General features: G+C 68.3%; 15 protein-coding genes, 1 tRNA gene and 1 other RNA gene. 9 read left to right on the top strand and 8 right to left on the bottom strand.

What is annotated here, in order from left to right:
• On the bottom strand, positions 1 to 200 hold a 200-nt coding region (locus tag HGG74_RS21740), incomplete at its 3' end, for a pyruvate dehydrogenase E1 component-related protein (protein ID WP_312856904.1).
• Positions 201 to 531: 331 nt separating this feature from the next.
• On the opposite strand from HGG74_RS21740, the gene HGG74_RS18425 reads away from it, so the two are divergent.
• The 5 genes from HGG74_RS18425 to gnd all read left to right on the top strand — a co-directional run bounded on the left by HGG74_RS18425 (position 532) and on the right by gnd (position 4115).
• Positions 532 to 951: a DUF3052 domain-containing protein gene (locus HGG74_RS18425; protein WP_168488764.1), complete on the top strand. Its 420-nt coding sequence runs from the start codon at positions 532 to 534 to the stop codon at positions 949 to 951.
• A 3-nt stretch (positions 952 to 954) separates the two neighbouring features.
• On the top strand, positions 955 to 1413 hold the full coding sequence (locus HGG74_RS18430; protein WP_168488766.1) for a peroxiredoxin: 459 nt from the start codon (positions 955 to 957) through the stop codon (positions 1411 to 1413).
• Between the two features lie 19 nt (positions 1414 to 1432).
• Entirely contained in the window at positions 1433 to 2305 is an 873-nt protein-coding gene (locus HGG74_RS18435) for an NAD-dependent protein deacetylase (protein WP_168488768.1), read from the top strand.
• Between the two features lie 87 nt (positions 2306 to 2392).
• Positions 2393 to 2465, top strand: a tRNA-Val gene (locus HGG74_RS18440).
• Between the two features lie 213 nt (positions 2466 to 2678).
• Positions 2679 to 4115: an NADP-dependent phosphogluconate dehydrogenase gene (gnd, locus tag HGG74_RS18445; RefSeq protein ID WP_168488770.1), complete on the top strand. Its 1437-nt coding sequence runs from the start codon at positions 2679 to 2681 to the stop codon at positions 4113 to 4115.
• A gap of 193 nt (positions 4116 to 4308) precedes the next feature.
• On the opposite strand, the gene epsC is transcribed toward gnd, so the two are convergent.
• The 3 genes from epsC to msrA form a co-directional block, all read right to left on the bottom strand.
• Positions 4309 to 4896, bottom strand: coding sequence for a serine O-acetyltransferase EpsC (gene epsC / locus HGG74_RS18450; protein WP_168488772.1), 588 nt, complete (start codon positions 4894 to 4896; stop codon positions 4309 to 4311).
• 66 nt (positions 4897 to 4962) lie between these two features.
• Positions 4963 to 5898, bottom strand: a complete 936-nt coding sequence (cysK, locus tag HGG74_RS18455) for a cysteine synthase A (protein ID WP_168488774.1) — start codon at positions 5896 to 5898, stop codon at positions 4963 to 4965.
• 151 nt (positions 5899 to 6049) lie between these two features.
• Positions 6050 to 6574, bottom strand: a complete 525-nt coding sequence (gene msrA / locus HGG74_RS18460) for a peptide-methionine (S)-S-oxide reductase MsrA (RefSeq protein ID WP_168488775.1) — start codon at positions 6572 to 6574, stop codon at positions 6050 to 6052.
• A gap of 113 nt (positions 6575 to 6687) precedes the next feature.
• Between msrA and HGG74_RS18465 the strand changes: the two genes are divergently transcribed.
• Positions 6688 to 7689: a Nif3-like dinuclear metal center hexameric protein gene (locus HGG74_RS18465; RefSeq protein WP_168488776.1), complete on the top strand. Its 1002-nt coding sequence runs from the start codon at positions 6688 to 6690 to the stop codon at positions 7687 to 7689.
• Positions 7690 to 7767: 78 nt separating this feature from the next.
• Complete coding sequence (locus tag HGG74_RS18470; RefSeq protein WP_168488777.1) at positions 7768 to 8508, top strand: zinc ribbon domain-containing protein; 741 nt, start codon at positions 7768 to 7770, stop codon at positions 8506 to 8508.
• A gap of 88 nt (positions 8509 to 8596) precedes the next feature.
• On the opposite strand, the gene HGG74_RS18475 is transcribed toward HGG74_RS18470, so the two are convergent.
• The 4 genes from HGG74_RS18475 to HGG74_RS18490 all read right to left on the bottom strand — a co-directional run bounded on the left by HGG74_RS18475 (position 8597) and on the right by HGG74_RS18490 (position 14125).
• Entirely contained in the window at positions 8597 to 9589 is a 993-nt protein-coding gene (locus tag HGG74_RS18475) for an SGNH/GDSL hydrolase family protein (RefSeq protein ID WP_168488778.1), read from the bottom strand.
• A 79-nt stretch (positions 9590 to 9668) separates the two neighbouring features.
• On the bottom strand, positions 9669 to 11441 hold the full coding sequence (locus HGG74_RS18480) for an accessory Sec system protein Asp2 (RefSeq protein ID WP_168488779.1): 1773 nt from the start codon (positions 11439 to 11441) through the stop codon (positions 9669 to 9671).
• Positions 11442 to 11513: 72 nt separating this feature from the next.
• Entirely contained in the window at positions 11514 to 13268 is a 1755-nt protein-coding gene (locus tag HGG74_RS18485; RefSeq protein ID WP_168488780.1) for a hypothetical protein, read from the bottom strand.
• A gap of 92 nt (positions 13269 to 13360) precedes the next feature.
• Positions 13361 to 14125, bottom strand: coding sequence for a YaaA family protein (locus HGG74_RS18490; protein ID WP_168488782.1), 765 nt, complete (start codon positions 14123 to 14125; stop codon positions 13361 to 13363).
• 90 nt (positions 14126 to 14215) lie between these two features.
• On the opposite strand from HGG74_RS18490, the gene rnpB reads away from it, so the two are divergent.
• An RNA gene (gene rnpB / locus HGG74_RS18495) (RNase P RNA component class A) lies at positions 14216 to 14620 on the top strand.
• A gap of 256 nt (positions 14621 to 14876) precedes the next feature.
• Positions 14877 to 16352 (top strand): glyceraldehyde-3-phosphate dehydrogenase, encoded by a 1476-nt coding sequence (locus HGG74_RS18500; RefSeq protein ID WP_168488784.1) that lies wholly within the window; start codon positions 14877 to 14879, stop codon positions 16350 to 16352.
• Positions 16353 to 16410: the final 58 nt, after the last annotated feature.

Consider the following 16410-nt stretch of genomic DNA (forward strand, 5'->3'; position numbering starts at 1 on the left):
GTGACCATCGGGACACCCACGCTCTGCGCCCCCGCGCGCTGCAGGATGGAGCGGACAATGAACTGGGCCCGCTCGGTGCCCCGGGTTGCCACCAGATCGTCGAAGGACTCGATCCATTCGGCAGTTTCTTCAGGATCGCGGTCCGGCAGCTGGCTTGTCAGCCCGCTGAGGATGTGCGAGGTGTCTTCTCCTGCGCTCACGTCCAACCTCTCCTAGGTGCAGATTGTGTCTGCGCTGTATATGGTCAACCGTCCCGGAGGGATTAGCCGCCGGGTGCGTCCGTTCCCGAGTGCCGGGCCGTCGCTTGCAAGGTTCCGCCGCGACCGGGTCCTGGCGCACGCGGACATTCCTCCTGCCACTCTATCCGCTGCCGCGGCCCGAGCGTATCTGCATGACGCGGCCTGCTGCGGCAGCCGGACCCAATCTTGAAGCGGAGGGATTTAGGGTGTTGGCTGGTAGTGGCAAATGTTGTCGGTGATGCACGGCACCATATAAATTGCACTAAAGACCGTTCCATACAGGAGGAGCACAGTGAGCGAGGCCGAGGCCGCCGCGGTGGATAATGTGGCAGGCAAGTTGGGTTTCAAAGAGGGAGACCTGATCCAGGAGTTAGGCTACGACGAGGACGTGGATTTCGATCTGCGCGCCGACATCGAAGATCTCGTCGGCTCTGAGTTGCTCACTGAAGACGACCATGAGGTAGTCGACGCCGTTATTTTGTGGTGGCGCGACGGCGACGGCGACCTGGTGGATGCGCTGGTCGATTCGCTGACGACTCTTAACGAGGGTGGAATGGTCTGGGTCCTGACCCCCAAGTCCGGCCGCGACGGCTATGTCCCGCCGAACGAAATCCAGGAAGCCGCCCCCACCGCCGGACTGCACGCGACGTCGTCCGCCGGAGTCTCAGATGATTGGGCCGCCACCCGGCTGGTCAGCAGAAGGAACAAATAACCCATGACTTTGCCTCTGGCAGGCCGCCCCGCGCCCGACTTCGAACTGTCGAACCAGTTCGGCGAACCCATCCGGCTCTCGGAACTGCGCGGCGGCAACGTCGTCGTGGTGTTTTACCCCTTCGCCTTCTCCGGCATCTGCACCGGCGAGCTCTGCGCCCTGCGCGACGACCTCGGAGTCTTCCGGGACGAGAACGCGCGGGTGCTGGCCGTCTCGGTGGACCATAAGTTCGCGCTGCGGGCCTTCGCGGAACAGGAAGGCTACGAATTCGACCTGCTGGCGGATTTCTGGCCGCACGGCGGCGTGGCCAAAGAATACGGCGTCTTCGACGAAGCGTCCGGCATGGCCGGCCGCGGCACGTTCATCATCGACGCCGAAGGCATCCTGCGCCATATCATCCAGAGCCCGCGCGGCCAGGCCCGGGATCTCCAGGAGTACCACCGGATCCTGAAGGGCCTGTAGGCCCGGAAGCCGGGATGCCATGCCGCACAGCCCGCCGCAAGACCGGAGCGAGCCAGCCCAGGCGCCGGAACTGCTCGACCAGGCGCTCCGGCTGCTGGCAGGCGTCCGGCTGGCCGTCCTGACGGGCGCGGGCTTGAGCACGGATTCGGGCATACCTGACTACCGCGGGCCGACGTCGGTGCCGCGCACCCCGATGACGTACCAGCAGTTCGTTTCGGACCCGGTGCTGCGCCGCCGGTACTGGGCCCGCAACCATGTGGGCTGGCGGCATATGCACCGGGCCGCGCCCAATGCCGGACACTTCGCCATTGCCGGCATGGAGCAGGCTGGCCTGCTGACCGGGCTGATCACGCAGAACGTGGACCGGCTGCATTCGGAAGCCGGCAGCCGGCAGGTCATCGACCTGCACGGGCGCTTCGACCAGGTTATCTGCCTCGGCTGCCGCAGAATCATCAGCCGTTCCGCCCTGGCGCAGCGGCTCGAGGCACTCAATCCGGGCTTCGCCGCGGGCCCTTCCGACGCCGGGGACGTCGCCCCGGATGCCGATGCTGACGTCGGTGCAACCGATAGTTTCGTGGTGGCTGACTGCCACGTGTGCGGAGGGATGCTCAAGCCGCATTTCGTCTATTTTGGCGAGAACGTGCCCAAGGACCGGGTGGACGCCGCCTACGCCATGGTGGACCAGGCCGGTGCGCTGCTGGTGGCCGGCACTTCGCTGACGGTCATGAGCGGCCTGCGCTTCGTCAGGCATGCCGCAAAATCAGGCACTCCCGTGGTGATCATCAACCGCGGCATCACCCGCGGCGACGAGCTGGCAGCGGTGAAAATCGACGCCGGCGTATCGGAGTCGCTCACCTTCCTGGCCACCCGGCTGCGGGCGGCATCCGGTTAGGAAATCGGTACCGCCATCCGGTAGAGTGAATCCTCGTGATGTTGCGGCGGATAACGCTCCGCGGTCCCGTCAAAAACATTACAAAAAGGGTCTTTAGCTCAGCTGGTAGAGCGCCACGTTTACACCGTGGATGTCATCGGTTCGATCCCGGTAGGACCCACCGCAGAGCCCCGGCGACGGGGCTTTTGCCGTTTAATGCCCTTCTCCGGGCAGGGCGGGCCGGAGCGCTGACGCACCTGTCTGCAGCGCCAAGCCGCCTCCGCACTTCACAAGTTCAGGGCACGGCCCTCGGCGGTTAGGCTTGGGGGAGACGACACCGGCCTTTCGCAGGCCGCGCCCCGCAACGGGGCAGAACTCGAGCAATGGAGAATCAATGAGCGCACAAATCGGTGTCACCGGGCTGGCCGTCATGGGGGCGAACCTGGCCCGGAATTTTGCCCGCAACGGCTACACGGTGGCCCTGCACAACCGCTCGGTGGCCAAAACCGACGCCCTGCTGGCCGCCCACGGCCACGAGGGCAGCTTCGTGCGGACCGAGACGCTGGCCGAGCTCGTGGACGCGCTGGAGCGGCCGCGCCGGGTGCTGATCATGGTCAAGGCCGGGGCGCCGGTGGATGCGGTCATCGAGGCGCTGGTGCCGCTGCTGGAGGAAGGCGACATTGTCATCGACGCCGGCAACTCCCACTACGAGGACACCCGCCGCCGGGAGGCTGCCCTGGCCGCGAAGGGCCTGCATTTTGTGGGCATCGGGGTCTCCGGCGGCGAGGAAGGGGCCCTGCTGGGCCCGTCCATCATGCCCGGCGGCTCCCGCGCCTCCTACGATTCGCTCGGGCCGATGCTGGAGAAGATCGCCGCCAGGTACGACGGGGTGCCCTGCTGCCGCTGGGTCGGCACCGACGGGGCCGGCCACTTCGTGAAGATGGTGCACAACGGCATCGAGTACGCGGACATGCAGGTGATCGGCGAGGCCTACGACCTGCTGCGCTCCGGGGCCGGGATCGGACCGGCCGAGCAGGCGGGCATCTTCACCGAATGGAACAAGGGCGAGCTGTCCTCCTTCCTGATCGAAATCACCGCCGAGGTCCTGGGCCACACCGACGCGAGGACCGGCGCGCCGTTCGTTGACGTCGTCGTCGACTCCGCCGGCCAGAAGGGCACCGGGCGCTGGACCGTGGTCTCGGCCCTGGAGCTGGGCTCGCCGGTGTCCGGGATTGCCGAGTCCGTGTTCGCCCGGGCCCTGTCCTCCCAGCGGGACCAGCGGGCCACCGCCCGGCAGGTGCTCACCGGCCACGAGCAGCAGGTGGCGGTTCCGGAGGGCTTCGTCGAGGATGTCCGGCAGGCGCTCTTTGCCTCCAAGCTGGTCTCCTACGCCCAGGGCCTGGACATGCTTGGTGCCGCCGCCAAGGAATACGGCTGGGACCTGAAGCTGGACGAGATCGCCTCGCTCTGGCGGGCCGGCTGCATTATCCGCGCCGAGCTGCTGGACGAGATCATGAAGGCCTACGCCGGCGGGGACAAGCCGGCGAACCTTTTGTTCGCCCCGGCCTTCGCCGGGGCCATTGCCGCCGCGGTGCCGGCCTGGCGGCGCGTGGTGGCCACCGCCGTGGCCCTGGGCATCCCGGTGCCGGTGTTCGCCAGCTCGCTGGCCTACTATGACGGCCTGCGCCGGGACCGCCTGCCGGCCGCGCTGACCCAGGGCCTGCGGGACCTGTTCGGCGCGCACACCTACCGGCGCACCGACGCCGAAGGCACCTTCCATACCCTCTGGGGCGGGGACAAGTCCGAAATCGAAGCAGTCGACACCCACTAGGAACGGCACCCGTTCCACCCGGCCCGGGGCGCACCGCCGTGCCCCGGGCCTTCCGCGCATCCATGCCCGGAGTCATGCACAGGCCCGGCAGCAGCGCGGGCAATAAGCAACGGCAGGACCGGAACCGGTCCTGCCGTTGCTTGGGCGTTTTCAGATGATCTGCGCCGCCGTCAACCTCCGCGGTGGGTCCTGCTCAGATCCACATCGCGGGGTCGATGTACTCGGCCGGGTCCACTGCCGGCTTGGTTTCCTTCTGCGGATCCCGGTGGCGGAAGGTTGCGGGGATGCCGGTGATGATGGACTCGGGCGGGGCATCCTTGACGACGACGGCGTTGGCGCCGATCGCGCTGTCCGCACCGATGACCACGGGGCCGAGCACCTTGGCCCCGGCACCGATGACCACGCGGTCGCCGATGGTCGGGTGGCGCTTGACCTTGGCCAGCGAGCGTCCGCCGAGGGTGACTCCGTGGTAGATCATCACGTCCTCGCCGATCTCGGCGGTCTCGCCGATCACCACTCCCATGCCGTGGTCGATGAAGAACCGCCGGCCGATGGTCGCACCGGGGTGGATTTCGATGCCGGTCAGGAAGCGCGCCGCCTGCGAGAGCAGCCGGGCAGGCAGGCGCAGTTTGGGATTGGCCCACATCCGGTGGGTCAGCCGGTGCACCCAGATCGCGTGCAGCCCGGAATAGGCGAGAAAATTCTCGACGTGGCCCCGGGCCGCCGGGTCATGGGACCGGGCGGCCTCGAGGTCTTCACGCAGTCGCGCTATGAATCCCACAGTGATCTTCCTGATCGTACGAACAACAGGCCGCTGCGGTTATGGCACTGTAGCGACCCTGGCAGGCTAGCCGCGGATGTCGTCGTAGAGGATGGTGGAGATGTAGCGCTCTCCGAAGTCCGGGACCACGGCCACAATCAGCTTACCTGCGTTTTCCGGCCGCCTGGCCACCTGCAGGGCGGCCCAGACCGCAGCGCCCGAGGAGATACCGCCGAGAATCCCTTCCCGGACGCCCAGGTCGCGGGCGACGGCGACGGCGGCGTCCGTGGGGGCATCCAGCACCTCGTCGTAGATGGTGGTGTCCAGGATCTCCGGGACGAAGTTGGCGCCCAGGCCCTGGATCTTGTGCGGGCCGGGGTTGCCGCCGGTGAGGATGGGGGAGTCGGCCGGTTCCACCGCGACGACCTGCAGCTCGGGCTTCTTCTCCTTCAGGAAGCGGCCCGCGCCGGTGACCGTGCCGCCGGTGCCGATACCCGCCACCAGGATGTCCACGGCGCCGTCGGTGTCTTCCCAGATCTCGGCACCGGTGGTGGCGTAGTGGATGGCCGGGTTGGCTTCGTTGGCGAACTGCTGGGCCCAGATGGCGTTCTCGGTCGTGGCCACGATCTCCTTGGCCTTCTCCACCGAGCCGCGCATGCCCTCGGAACCGGGGGTCAGCACGATCTCGGCACCGAAGGCCCGCAGCATGACCCGGCGTTCGGTGGACATGGTCTCCGGCATGGTCAGGATGACCTTGTAGCCGCGGGCAGCGCCGACCATGGCCAGGGCGATGCCGGTGTTCCCGGAAGTGCCTTCGACGATGGTGCCGCCGGGCCTGAGGGCCCCGGCCTTCTCCGCGGCGTCGATGATGGCGACGCCGATCCGGTCCTTGACGCTGTTGGCAGGGTTGTAGAACTCAAGCTTCACGGCGACCTGCGCCGGCAGCCCCTCGGTCAGGCGGTTCAGCCGGACCAGGGGGGTGTGCCCCACGAGCCGGGTGACGTCGTCGTAGATGCGTGCCATGTTTCCTGCCTTACTCGGCCTTTCCGGCCGTCTGGAATGGAGCGGACAATGCAGTGGGGCAGGACGGGCAGCGACCTGCAGCAAGACCTGCCTCCAGCCTAGTCAGCCCCGCACACCATGGCTAAGATGCGGACCATAGCGCGTAATGTGGCTAGACCGTGAGCCATTCGGCGTAATATTTCCTGGCCTTGGCCAGCTTGGGGTTGATGATCACCTGGCAGTATCCGGCAAACGGATGCTTGGCGTAGAAGTTCTGGTGGTATTCCTCGGCCGGATAGAACTCGGCCAGCGGCACGACCTCGGTGACGATGCTGCCCGCCCAGTCCTCCTGCGCCCGGCCGATGGCCGCCTCGAAGGCCTGCTTCTGTTCGTCGTCGGCATAGAACATGGCCGAGCGGTACTGCGTGCCCACGTCGTAGCCCTGCCGGTTGAGCGTCGTCGGGTCGTGGGAGGCGAAGAACATGCCGAGGATGACCTCTTCGGGCACCACGTCCTCGTCGAAGGTCACGGCCACCACTTCGGCATGCCCGGTGGTCCCGGAACAGACTGCCTCATAGCTGGGGTCCGCCACATGGCCCCCCATGTAGCCGGAAACCACTTCGCTGACGCCGCGGGTCTTCTGGTACACGGCATCCAGGCACCAGAAGCAGCCGCCGCCCAGGACAAAAGTCTTCATGGGTTTAACAATGCCAGAGCTACGCGGAAGATTCCCGGCGGGGACGGGACGTATGTAACCGCGGTCACGTAAACTTCAGGCCTTTTCCGAAACCATGCGGTAGAAAAGGAGCTATGGAGCCGAAGACGCAGCAAAAGGACGCTCCCGCGCCGGGAGCCCGGGAGCACAGCGGGCCGGAGACCCGGGAGGACGCCGGGCAGCAGCCCGGGCAGGACGCTGCGCCCGGGCCCGCGGAGGATCCCGGGGACGTGGCCGGGCCCGGCCCGGCCGAGGACGACAGCACCCCGGTGCTCGGGGACGTCCTGCTGGCCGTGGAAGAACTCTGGCCCCGCTCGCTGGCCGAGCAGTGGGACGCCGTCGGCCCCGTGGTCGGCCGCAGCAACGCCCCGGTGCGGCGCATCCTGTTCGCCGTGGACCCGGTCACGGAGGTGGTCGAGGAGGCCGTGGCGTGGGGCGCGGACCTGCTGGTCACCCACCATCCGCTGCTGCTCAAGCCGGTGAACTCCGTGGCCGCCTCCAGTTTCAAGGGCAACATCGTCCACCAGCTGATCGAATCCGGCTGCGCCCTGGTGACAGTCCATACCAACGGGGACAGCGCCGTCGGCGGGGTCTCCGACGTGCTGGCCGACGCCTTCGGGCTGCAGCATGTCAAGCCCCTGTCGCCGTCGGTCAACGGGCTGCCCGAAGAGGGCATCGGCAGGGTGGGCGAGCTTGGCGAGGCGACGACGCTGGGCACCTTCGCCGAGACCGTGTTCAGCCTGATGCCGGCGGTGGCCGGAGGGGTGAAGGTCGCCGGCAACCGGGACGCGCTGGTGCGCACCATCGCCGTCTGCGGCGGCGCCGGGGACTCCCTGTTCGACGCCGTCCGCGAAGCCCAGGCGGACGTCTACGTCACCGCCGACCTGCGCCACCACCCGGCCTCCGAGGCGCGCGAGGCGGCAGTGGACGGCCGCCCCTACCTGATCGATGTTTCGCACTTTGGCAGCGAGTGGCTCTGGCTCACCCCTGCGGCCGCAGCCTTGGAGAACGTGCTCGCCGACCAGGGCTACGACGTCGAAATCCGCGTCAGCGGCATCAATACCGATCCCTGGGACTTCATCCTGACCCCGGCCTGACCCACCCCGGGCGGTAGGCTGGTTCGACGCGTTACCTGTAGTTCGGCAAGCAATATCCGGAACACCTTAAGGGGACATATGGCCAAGGCACCAGCATCCGAGCAGCTGCGTCTGCTGGATCTCCAGGCGCTGGACAGCAAGGTGGTGCAGCTGACCCGCCGCGCCGCCGCTGCCGCGAAGAACGCCGACATCGACGCGCTGCTGGACAAGCTCGGCTCGGCAGAGCGCGATCTGGCCGCTGCCAATGCCGAGGTGGCCGGCGCCGAGCGTGAGCTGGCCCGCTCGGAGGCGGACGTGGAAACGGTCCAGGGCCGGATCGACCGGGACCAGCAGCGCCTGGACAGCGGCTCGGGTACGTCCAAGGACCTGACCGCGCTGCAGCACGAACTCGAAACCCTGAACAAGCGGCGGTCAGACCTGGAAGACGTGGAGCTGGAGGTCATGGAGCGCCTGGACGGGGCCCGGGAGCGGCAGGAACAGATCCGGCAGGCCTGTGACGCCCTGCGCGAGCAGTTGGCCGGGCTGGAGAAGATCCGTAACGAGGAACTGGCCTCCATCGAGGCCGAGAAGGCCGAGGTCGCCGCCCGCCGGAGCGAGCTGGCGGCAACGTTCGACGCCGGGCTGCTGGCCGTCTACGAGAAGACACGGGCCCAGCGCGGCATTGGTGCCGCCCGGCTGTTCCACGGCAAGTCCGAAGGCTCGGGCATGCAGCTGAGCCCGGGGGATCTGGCCGACATCAGGAAGGCGGCCGAGGACGACATCGTCTTCTGCCCCGACTCCGGCTGCATCCTGGTCCGCTCACCCGAGTGGAGCAGCTAGCCTCCCCGTATTCCCCGACAAAAACCGGCCGGTAGCTGTCCTCTTCCGGGAAAGTGCCGTGCGGGCCCTGCAGCGGTGCGGGCCCTCGTCAGGCGGCGGGCGGCACCCACCCCAGCTCGCGCATCCTGCCGTCGGCGAGCTGCCGCAACGCCTCGTACCCATGCTCGTTCAGATGCGCCCGGTCCCCGGACAGCCCCGGCGGCTTGTTGCCCCGTGCCTGCTGCTGCAGGTCCGCCCAGGAGGGCAGCAGGCCTGCCTGCGCCCAGATGCCGAAGGAGGTTACCAATGCCTGCACATCCACAAAACGCGATCCGTAGCGTTCCTTCAGCGCAAGGTTGACCCGGACGATCCGCTCACGCACCGGCCGCGATTCCGGGGTGTAGGTGTTGACGAAGTGTCCCCAGACCAGCACCTGCCCGCCGGCAGCCGAAATCCACTCGCAGGCGCCGATGGTCCAGTCGATGATGGTTTCCGGATCGGTTGTGCCCTGGCGCCTGCCGGTCAGATTGTTCTTGCCGATGTTCAGGTGGTTGATGCCTGTCCGGAACTCGGTGCCCTTGTCGGGCAGGAACGGCGTTCCGGCCGCAATTCTCCTGGGGTGGCCGGGCCGGTGCCGGGTGAAGCGGTAGCCGGAGCGGGCTCCCGGCGGCTTGACCAGGGTGCCTGGAATGCCGGCGAGCGTGCCGGCGGCGGCGAACGGGGCATGGTCTGCGGCACTCATGGATCCGGTGGTCAGCACCACCGAACCGGAGGCCGGGATGATCCCGCCATCCATGCGCGCCGGACGGGAGCCCAGGCGGGCCAGGATCTGCTCGGCGGTCTGCCCGCCGGCCCCTCCGTTGAAGTAGCGCATGTTGTAGGCGGCGGCGGTTGGCTCCATGTAGGCGGAGATGCCCGCCACCGTCGAGGAGCCCCAGCAGGCCATCGTGGCTGCCTGGCCGCCTGCAGGCCCGGGATGCGGTCCGACCGGGAAGGGGGCAGGTCCACGGCCGCCGGCCGCCCACCAGAGGGCCGGCGGTACCGCCACCAAGGCCAGACCCAGCGCAGTGCGGCGCCGGATGGGCTGCTGACGCGAGGGCATGGGGCGCCTCCTCAGGTATCCGCGCAGGCGCCATCATCCGCCCCGAACCTTGGGAAAAGCTGTGGAAGGCCCGCCGCCGTCAGCGCCGAAGCAGCCGGGCCATCCGGCGCCCGAGATGGCGCTTGAGATAGCGCGGGAGACGCCGCACCGGCACGGCACGGAGCCCGGGCGCCAAGGGCATGGTCAGCGAGCTGCGGATGCTCGCGGAGGTCGTTCCCGCATCGTCCACCGTAATCTGGACGGTCTTGCCCGCCGGCAGCGTGTACACGGCGCCCGCGCAGCTGAGGGTCACCGCGACGTCGTACCGGCCCGGCCGGAGCCCGGAAACATCGACGCCGGATTTCCGCGGGGTGCTGAAGCGGGCGGCCGCGTAGTTGCCGAGGCCGTCCCCGAAGTCAATGTCCGGCCCGTCCAGGCCGCCGCACACCAGTGCCCGCGCGTGGGTCTTCCCGGCCCCGCGCAGTACCAGATAGTACGACCCGGTTTTCCGGTCCGGCAGCTGGACCCCGCGCACGGCGAAGTCCCCGTCCAAATGCACCAGCGGCCCGCGGGCCCAGCTCTTGCGCAGCCGGAACACCGCCTGTTTCGGCGCGGCCCCCACTACCGGGCGCACATCCAGCACCGCCCGGCGTTCATCCGACCGCAGCCGGTACAGCAGGCCGTCCAGGTGGGACTCGGACCGCACCGGGTCGGTCGAGCGCAGCGGCACCTCCGCCGCCTGGCCGGGCAGGACCAAACGCAGCAGCAGCTCGTAGCTGCCCGCGGGCACCTGCGACAGGTCGATGCCAAGCTTCTTCGGCGAGGCGAACCTGGCCCGGTTGTAGTCGCAGGCGGCCTCCTCGTAGTACCGGAAGGAGACCGAGGGATCGGCCCGGTCCGCGGCCAGCGGAAATTCATACCGCCTGCCGCTGCCCGCCAGCACCAGGACGGTGGACAGGGCATCGGCGCTGTCGACGGCGTGCCCCCGCAGGAATCCCGTGCCTTCCGGGAAGAACCTGGGCCCGGCCAGCCGGCCGGAGGAGAGGTTGACGACGACGCCGCCGGCGGCACGCTGCCGCTCCAGCACCTTCCGGCGTGCCCCGGGCGCCAGCCGGTTTCCGTTGCGCACCATGCCGAACCGGGGCGGGGCGTTCTCCGCCGCCGCGTACAGGATGGACAGCATCAGCGGCAGGTTGTAGCGGATGACGCCGGCATGGTTCCAGACCAGGTCCGAGTCCGATTCGATGTAGTTGAAGTTCGGGTACTTGGCGAACATCGGCAGTGCCGGCACGATCTGGGCCTGGTGGAACTGGTCCTGGGCGGAACTGAACAGGTAGATGTTCTTGTCCGTGCCGCGGTCGGCTGCCACGGCCTCCGGAATCAGTGCGTCCAGCAGTTCCTGCTCCCGGTCGCCTCCGCCACCGGTCATATGGGCGAAGATTTTGGGCCGGACCTGCCGGGCGTGTGTCCCAACATAGACCTGCGGAGCGGTGGCCACGATGTTCCGGAAGTTGTACTTGATGCCGTAATACAGCGCCGGGAAGCCGCCCTTGGAGATGCCGGCGAGCGTGCACTCGTTCCGGGTCAGTCCCAGCCGGGCCAGCTCCGCATCGATCAGCGCCATCACGGCGTGCTCGATGCCGTGGTCCATGTTCCGGCACACCGTGTAGGCGTAGTAGCCGTCGAATTTGTCCTTGATCCACAGCCAGTGCGCCTGGCTGTCCCGGCTGGAGCGCCCGTCAAAGTCATAGGCGTCCAGGGGCCGCAGGCCGGTGAACATGACGATCAGGTGGCGCCGGTCCAGCCTGCCGGCGCGCCTTTTGTACTCCACCAGTACGCCGTTGTGCCGAAAGGCCGTCTCGTGTGCGGGCATGCGTGCGAAAGTACCGGGCCGCGGTGAACGCGAAGGAAACGGCGTGCGACGACGGCGTGCGGCCGCCGCTGGTCAACTGCGCCGGGCAGGGCGGCGGAAGGCGCGCTGGCGGAGGACAGCCGGCCGCAGGCGGCCCAGGCCGGCCCGGAACAGCACGGATTCCGGGCCGGGCTGGCGGACGGCGGCGGTCACGCCGCTGCCGGACGCAGTGATCTGCACGCTCCTGCCGGCCGGCAGGGTGTAGAGTCCGCCGGCGCAGCTCAGCGACACCGCGGCGTCGTAGGTCCCGGGCGCCAGCGCCGAGAGATCGACGCCGGCATCCCGGCGCGTGCCGAAGCCCGCCCAGGAATAGTCGCTCAGACCGTCGCCGAACGGATCCGGTTCGCCGCGCCGGGCTGCCGGGGCCAGCTCGAACGAATGCACGCCCGCCGTCCCGTGCAGCACGAGGTAGTAGCGGGCCGCCTGCCGGTGCAGTATTTCCACTCCGCGGACGGCGAAGTCCCCGGCCAGGTGCAGCAGCGGCCCGCGGGTGGAGCAGCTGCGCAGCCGGAAGCAGGCCTCGCCGGGAGCGGCCCCCAGCACCGGCCGGATATCCAGCACGGCCCGGCCGCCGTCGGCACGGAAGCGGAACAGCCGCCCGCCCAGCTGGGATTCGCTCCCGATGCCGGTGTCGGAGCGCAGCGGTACTTCCACCGTCCGGTCCGGTGCCGCCAGCTGCAGTTGCAGGCAGTAGGTATCCGGCGGCAGGGCGCCCAGGTCGATCCCGGCCTTCTTCGGCGAGGAGAAAGCCGCCAGCCGGTAGTCGCAGAAAGCGTCCTCGAAGTACCTGAAGCCGATCCCCGCGTCACGGTTCCCGCCAAGCCTGAATTCGTGGCGCGTCCCGTTCCCGGCCAGCACCAGCGTGGCGGCCAGGTCCTCCCACCGGCGGACGGCATGCCCGCGCAGGAAGCCCACGCCCTCAGGGAAGAACACGGACCCGGACAGCCGCCCGGAGGTCAGGTTGGCCACGGCGTCCCCGCGTTCCTGCTGCCGCAGCAGCACCTGCCCCACGGTTGCCGGATCCAGCCGGTTTCCGTTGCGCACCGTGCCGTAGCGCGGCGCCACGTTGTCCGCGAGCGCGTAGAGCGTGGCCAGGATCAGCGGTACGTTGTAGCGGGTCACGTCGGTGTGCTCGTTGACCAGGTCCGAGTCCGTCTCGATGTAGTTGAAGTTCGCGTACTTGGCGAACATCGGCAGCGCCGGCACGATCTGGGCCTGGTGGAACTGGTCCTGCGGGGAGCTGAACAGGTAGATGTTCCGGTCCGTCTCCTGATCGGCGGCCACGGCGTCCGGAACCAGGGAGTCCAGCAGCACCTGCTCCCGGTCGCCACCGCCGCCGGACAGGTGGGCAAAGATCTTGGGCCGGTTGGTACGGGTATGCGTGCCGACGTAGACCTGCGGGGCGCTGGCGACGATGTTGCGGAAGCCGTACTTGATGCCCAGGTACAGGGCCGCGAAGCCGCCTTTGGAAAAACCGGCCAGCGTGCACTGGCTCCGGGTCAGCCCCAGCCGCTCCAGCTCGCCGTCGATCAGCGCGATGACAGCGCGTTCGATCCCGAAGTCCAGGTTCCTGCACAGGTAGTAGGCATGCTGCCCGTCGAACTTGTCCTTGAGCCAGAGCCAGTGGGCCTGGCTGTCCCGGGACGCCCGGCCGTCGAACTCGTAGCTGTCCAGCGGCCGGATCCCGGCGAACATGACCACCAGGTGCCGCCGGTCCTGCCGGGCGGCGCGCCGTTTGTACTGCACCACAACGCCGCCGCTGACGAAATCGAGTTCCTGCTCGGCCACGCCGCCTCCATGCTCCTCATCCCTGCCGTACCGGTCAGGAGTCCGAACCTAGGCGGCCGGCATGAACGCAGGGGAAACGGCAGGCAACGAGCCTATCCGGCGAGGATGACGTTGAGGGCGTGCGGCTTCCGCGCGGTCCCGGGGACAAGCTCCGCCGCCCACTTTTCCTGTGCGGCCTTCAGCAGCGCCTCCGGCGTTTCCGGGGCCTTGCCCCGGCGGGTAACCAGGTGCCGGGCCAGTTCGCCGCGGGTGTGCTTGGCGAAATGCGAGACGACAGTCCGCTTCCCATCGCACTCCTGGAAGACGTTGACGACGACGGTGCGTTCCGGAGGCGGGGCCCAGGCCGCCGCGTAGCTGCTGGAACGGCAGTCCACCAGCAGTTGGCCGTCCGCGTGCGCAGCCAGCGCTGCCGGCAGGTGCCGCTTCCAGTAGGAGGCGAGCTTGCCGGTCTCCGGCAGCCCCACGGACATGGACAACCGGTAGGCCGGAATCCGGTCCGCGAAGCGGATGGCACCCCACAGTGCGGAGATGACCACAACGGCGTCGTCCGCCTTGCGCCGCTGCGCCGGCGTCATGCTGCGGTAGCCGAGTGCGTCGTACAGCACGCCGGAGTAGACGGTGTGCGCCGGCGCGGAGGGCTCGGCATGCAGCCGCGTGTTGCGCTGGACCTCGGCCGCCAGGGATGCGCCGACGCCCAGCTTCGCGAGCGCATCCGGCGACGCGCTGACATGGGCCAGCGCGGCCAGCACCTGCCCGCGCGCGGGGTTCAGTTCGGGAAAATGCAGGTCCTCGAGGTCAAACGGAAGGCCGTCGGTGGCGGCCGTCTTTCCTTCGGACGGGGGAAGCAGGATCAGCACCGTCCGAGCTTACCCAGCCGCGGGGGAGTGGGGCGAAACGATACAGCCGATGAGCGCGGCGGGTGCCGGAGGACGTATCCTTAGGGGGGATGGGTTGGCCGGGCGATCGCGTCGGTGCGGCTGCCGGCAACAGCCGGTCGGCTGCCCGCCGAGGAAAGTCCGGGCTCCGCAGAGCAGAGTGGTGGGTAACGCCCACTCGGGGTAACCCGCAGGCCAGTGCCACAGAAAACAGACCGCCAGGATTGCCTTCAGGGCAGGACCTGGTAAGGGTGAAACGGTGGTGTAAGAGACCACCAGCGCCCCGGGTGACCGGGGCGGCTCGGTAAACCCCACTCGGAGCAAGGCCAGACAGGGCGCGTTCGAGGGCTGCTCGCCCGAGCGTCCGGGTAGGCCGCTTGAGGGTGCCGGCAACGGTACTCCTAGATGGATGATCGCTACCCTGCGGCGGGCAACTGCCGCAGGTGACAGAACCCGGCTCACAGGCCAGCCCATCCCTTCCCTCCGGCCCGCGCAGCGTCCCGGCTGCCGTGCCGGACGTGACATCCGGCACATCGTCCTCCAGTGGCGTCCGCCACCCTCTAAAATAGGTGTGGGTCCGTCACCACGGACTTGGGTTCCGCCTGCCGCAGGGCGGTCCCCGTCCCTGAAGCGAATCAGCCGGGTTTTGCCCAGGGCTCCGCCGCGGTCGGAAGCACCGGGCGTTTCCAACCGGACTCGAAGGCGTGTCCGGCTGATGTAGGAAGGTAATTCTGTGAACCAGAAGTCAGAAGAGTCGTTGGCCGCGTGGGTCAACCGTGAGGAACTCGCCGAGGCGATGATTCCGCTGATCGGGCGCCTGTACCGGGAAAACAACGTTGTTACGTCCATCCACGGCCGCAGCCTGGTCAACCAGTCGGTGGTGGGCATCCTCAAGGCGCACCGCTTCGCCCGTCAGATCGACGAGGTCGAGCTCTCCCTGGAAGAAACCTTTCCCGTCCTGCAGGTGCTGGCCGGCCTGGAACTTGGCGCTGCCGCGGTCGACGTGGCCCGCATGCTGGCCAAGTACAAGGCCGAAGGTGCCGGACGCAGCCTCGAAGACTTCCTGCGCGAGGAACTGGCCGAGGTCGTCGGCCGCAAGGGTGCTGACGAGCGGACCAGCACCGACGTCGTCCTCTATGGCTTCGGCCGGATCGGCCGCCTGCTGGCCCGTATCCTGATCGGCCACTCCGGCGGCGGCCACGGCCTGCGCCTGCGCGCCGTCGTCGTGCGCAGGGGCAGCGAGAACGACCTGATCAAGCGCGCCAGCCTGCTGCGCCGCGACTCGGTCCACGGCCCCTTCGAGGGCACCATCTCCGTCGACGAAGAGAACAACACCATTCTCGCGAACGGCACCCTGATCCAGGTCATCTACTCCAACGATCCGTCCTCGGTGGACTACACCAAGTACGGCATCGAGAACGCGATCGTGGTGGACAACACCGGCAAGTGGCGGGACGAGGACGGCCTGTCCCAGCACCTGCAGTGCCCGGGCGTCTCCCGCGTGGTGCTCACCGCCCCGGGCAAGGGCGGCCTGAAGAACATCGTCCACGGCGTGAACCACGGTGACATCACGGGCGAGGACAAGATCGTCTCCGCTGCTTCCTGCACCACCAACGCCATCACCCCGGTGCTGAAGGCCCTCAACGACAAGTTCGGCATCGTGCACGGTCATGTGGAGACGGTCCACTCCTACACCAATGACCAGAACCTGATCGACAACTTCCACAAGGGCGAGCGCCGCGGCCGCTCGGCGGCGCTGAACATGGTGCTGACCGAAACCGGCGCCGCGAAGGCCGTGGCCAAGGCCCTGCCCGAGCTGGCCGGCAAGCTGACCGGCAATGCCATCCGCGTCCCCACCCCGGACGTTTCCATGGCCATCCTGAACCTGAGCCTGGAGCAGGAAGCGACCAAGGAAGGCATCAACGAGTACCTGCGCGGCATGTCGCTGAACTCGGAGCTGCGCAAGCAGATCGACTACATCGACTCCCCGGAGGTTGTCTCCACGGACTTCGTCGGCTCCCGTCGCGCCGGTATTGTGGATGGCCTGGCCACCATTGCCACCGGCAAGAACGCCGTTGTCTACGTCTGGTACGACAATGAGTTCGGCTACAGCTGCCAGGTGATCCGCGTGCTTGAGGACATGGCCGGGGTCAACCCGCAGTCCTTCCCGGCCGTGCGCCAGGACGAAGCGCTGTCGGCGATCGTCTAGCAGCCGGCAAGCCTCAAGGACCGGCAGCGGGTTTCCGCTGCCGGTCCTTCGGCGTCCT

Origin of the sequence: Arthrobacter mobilis (assembly GCF_012395835.1) — a bacterium.
Taxonomy (GTDB): domain Bacteria; phylum Actinomycetota; class Actinomycetes; order Actinomycetales; family Micrococcaceae; genus Crystallibacter; species Crystallibacter mobilis.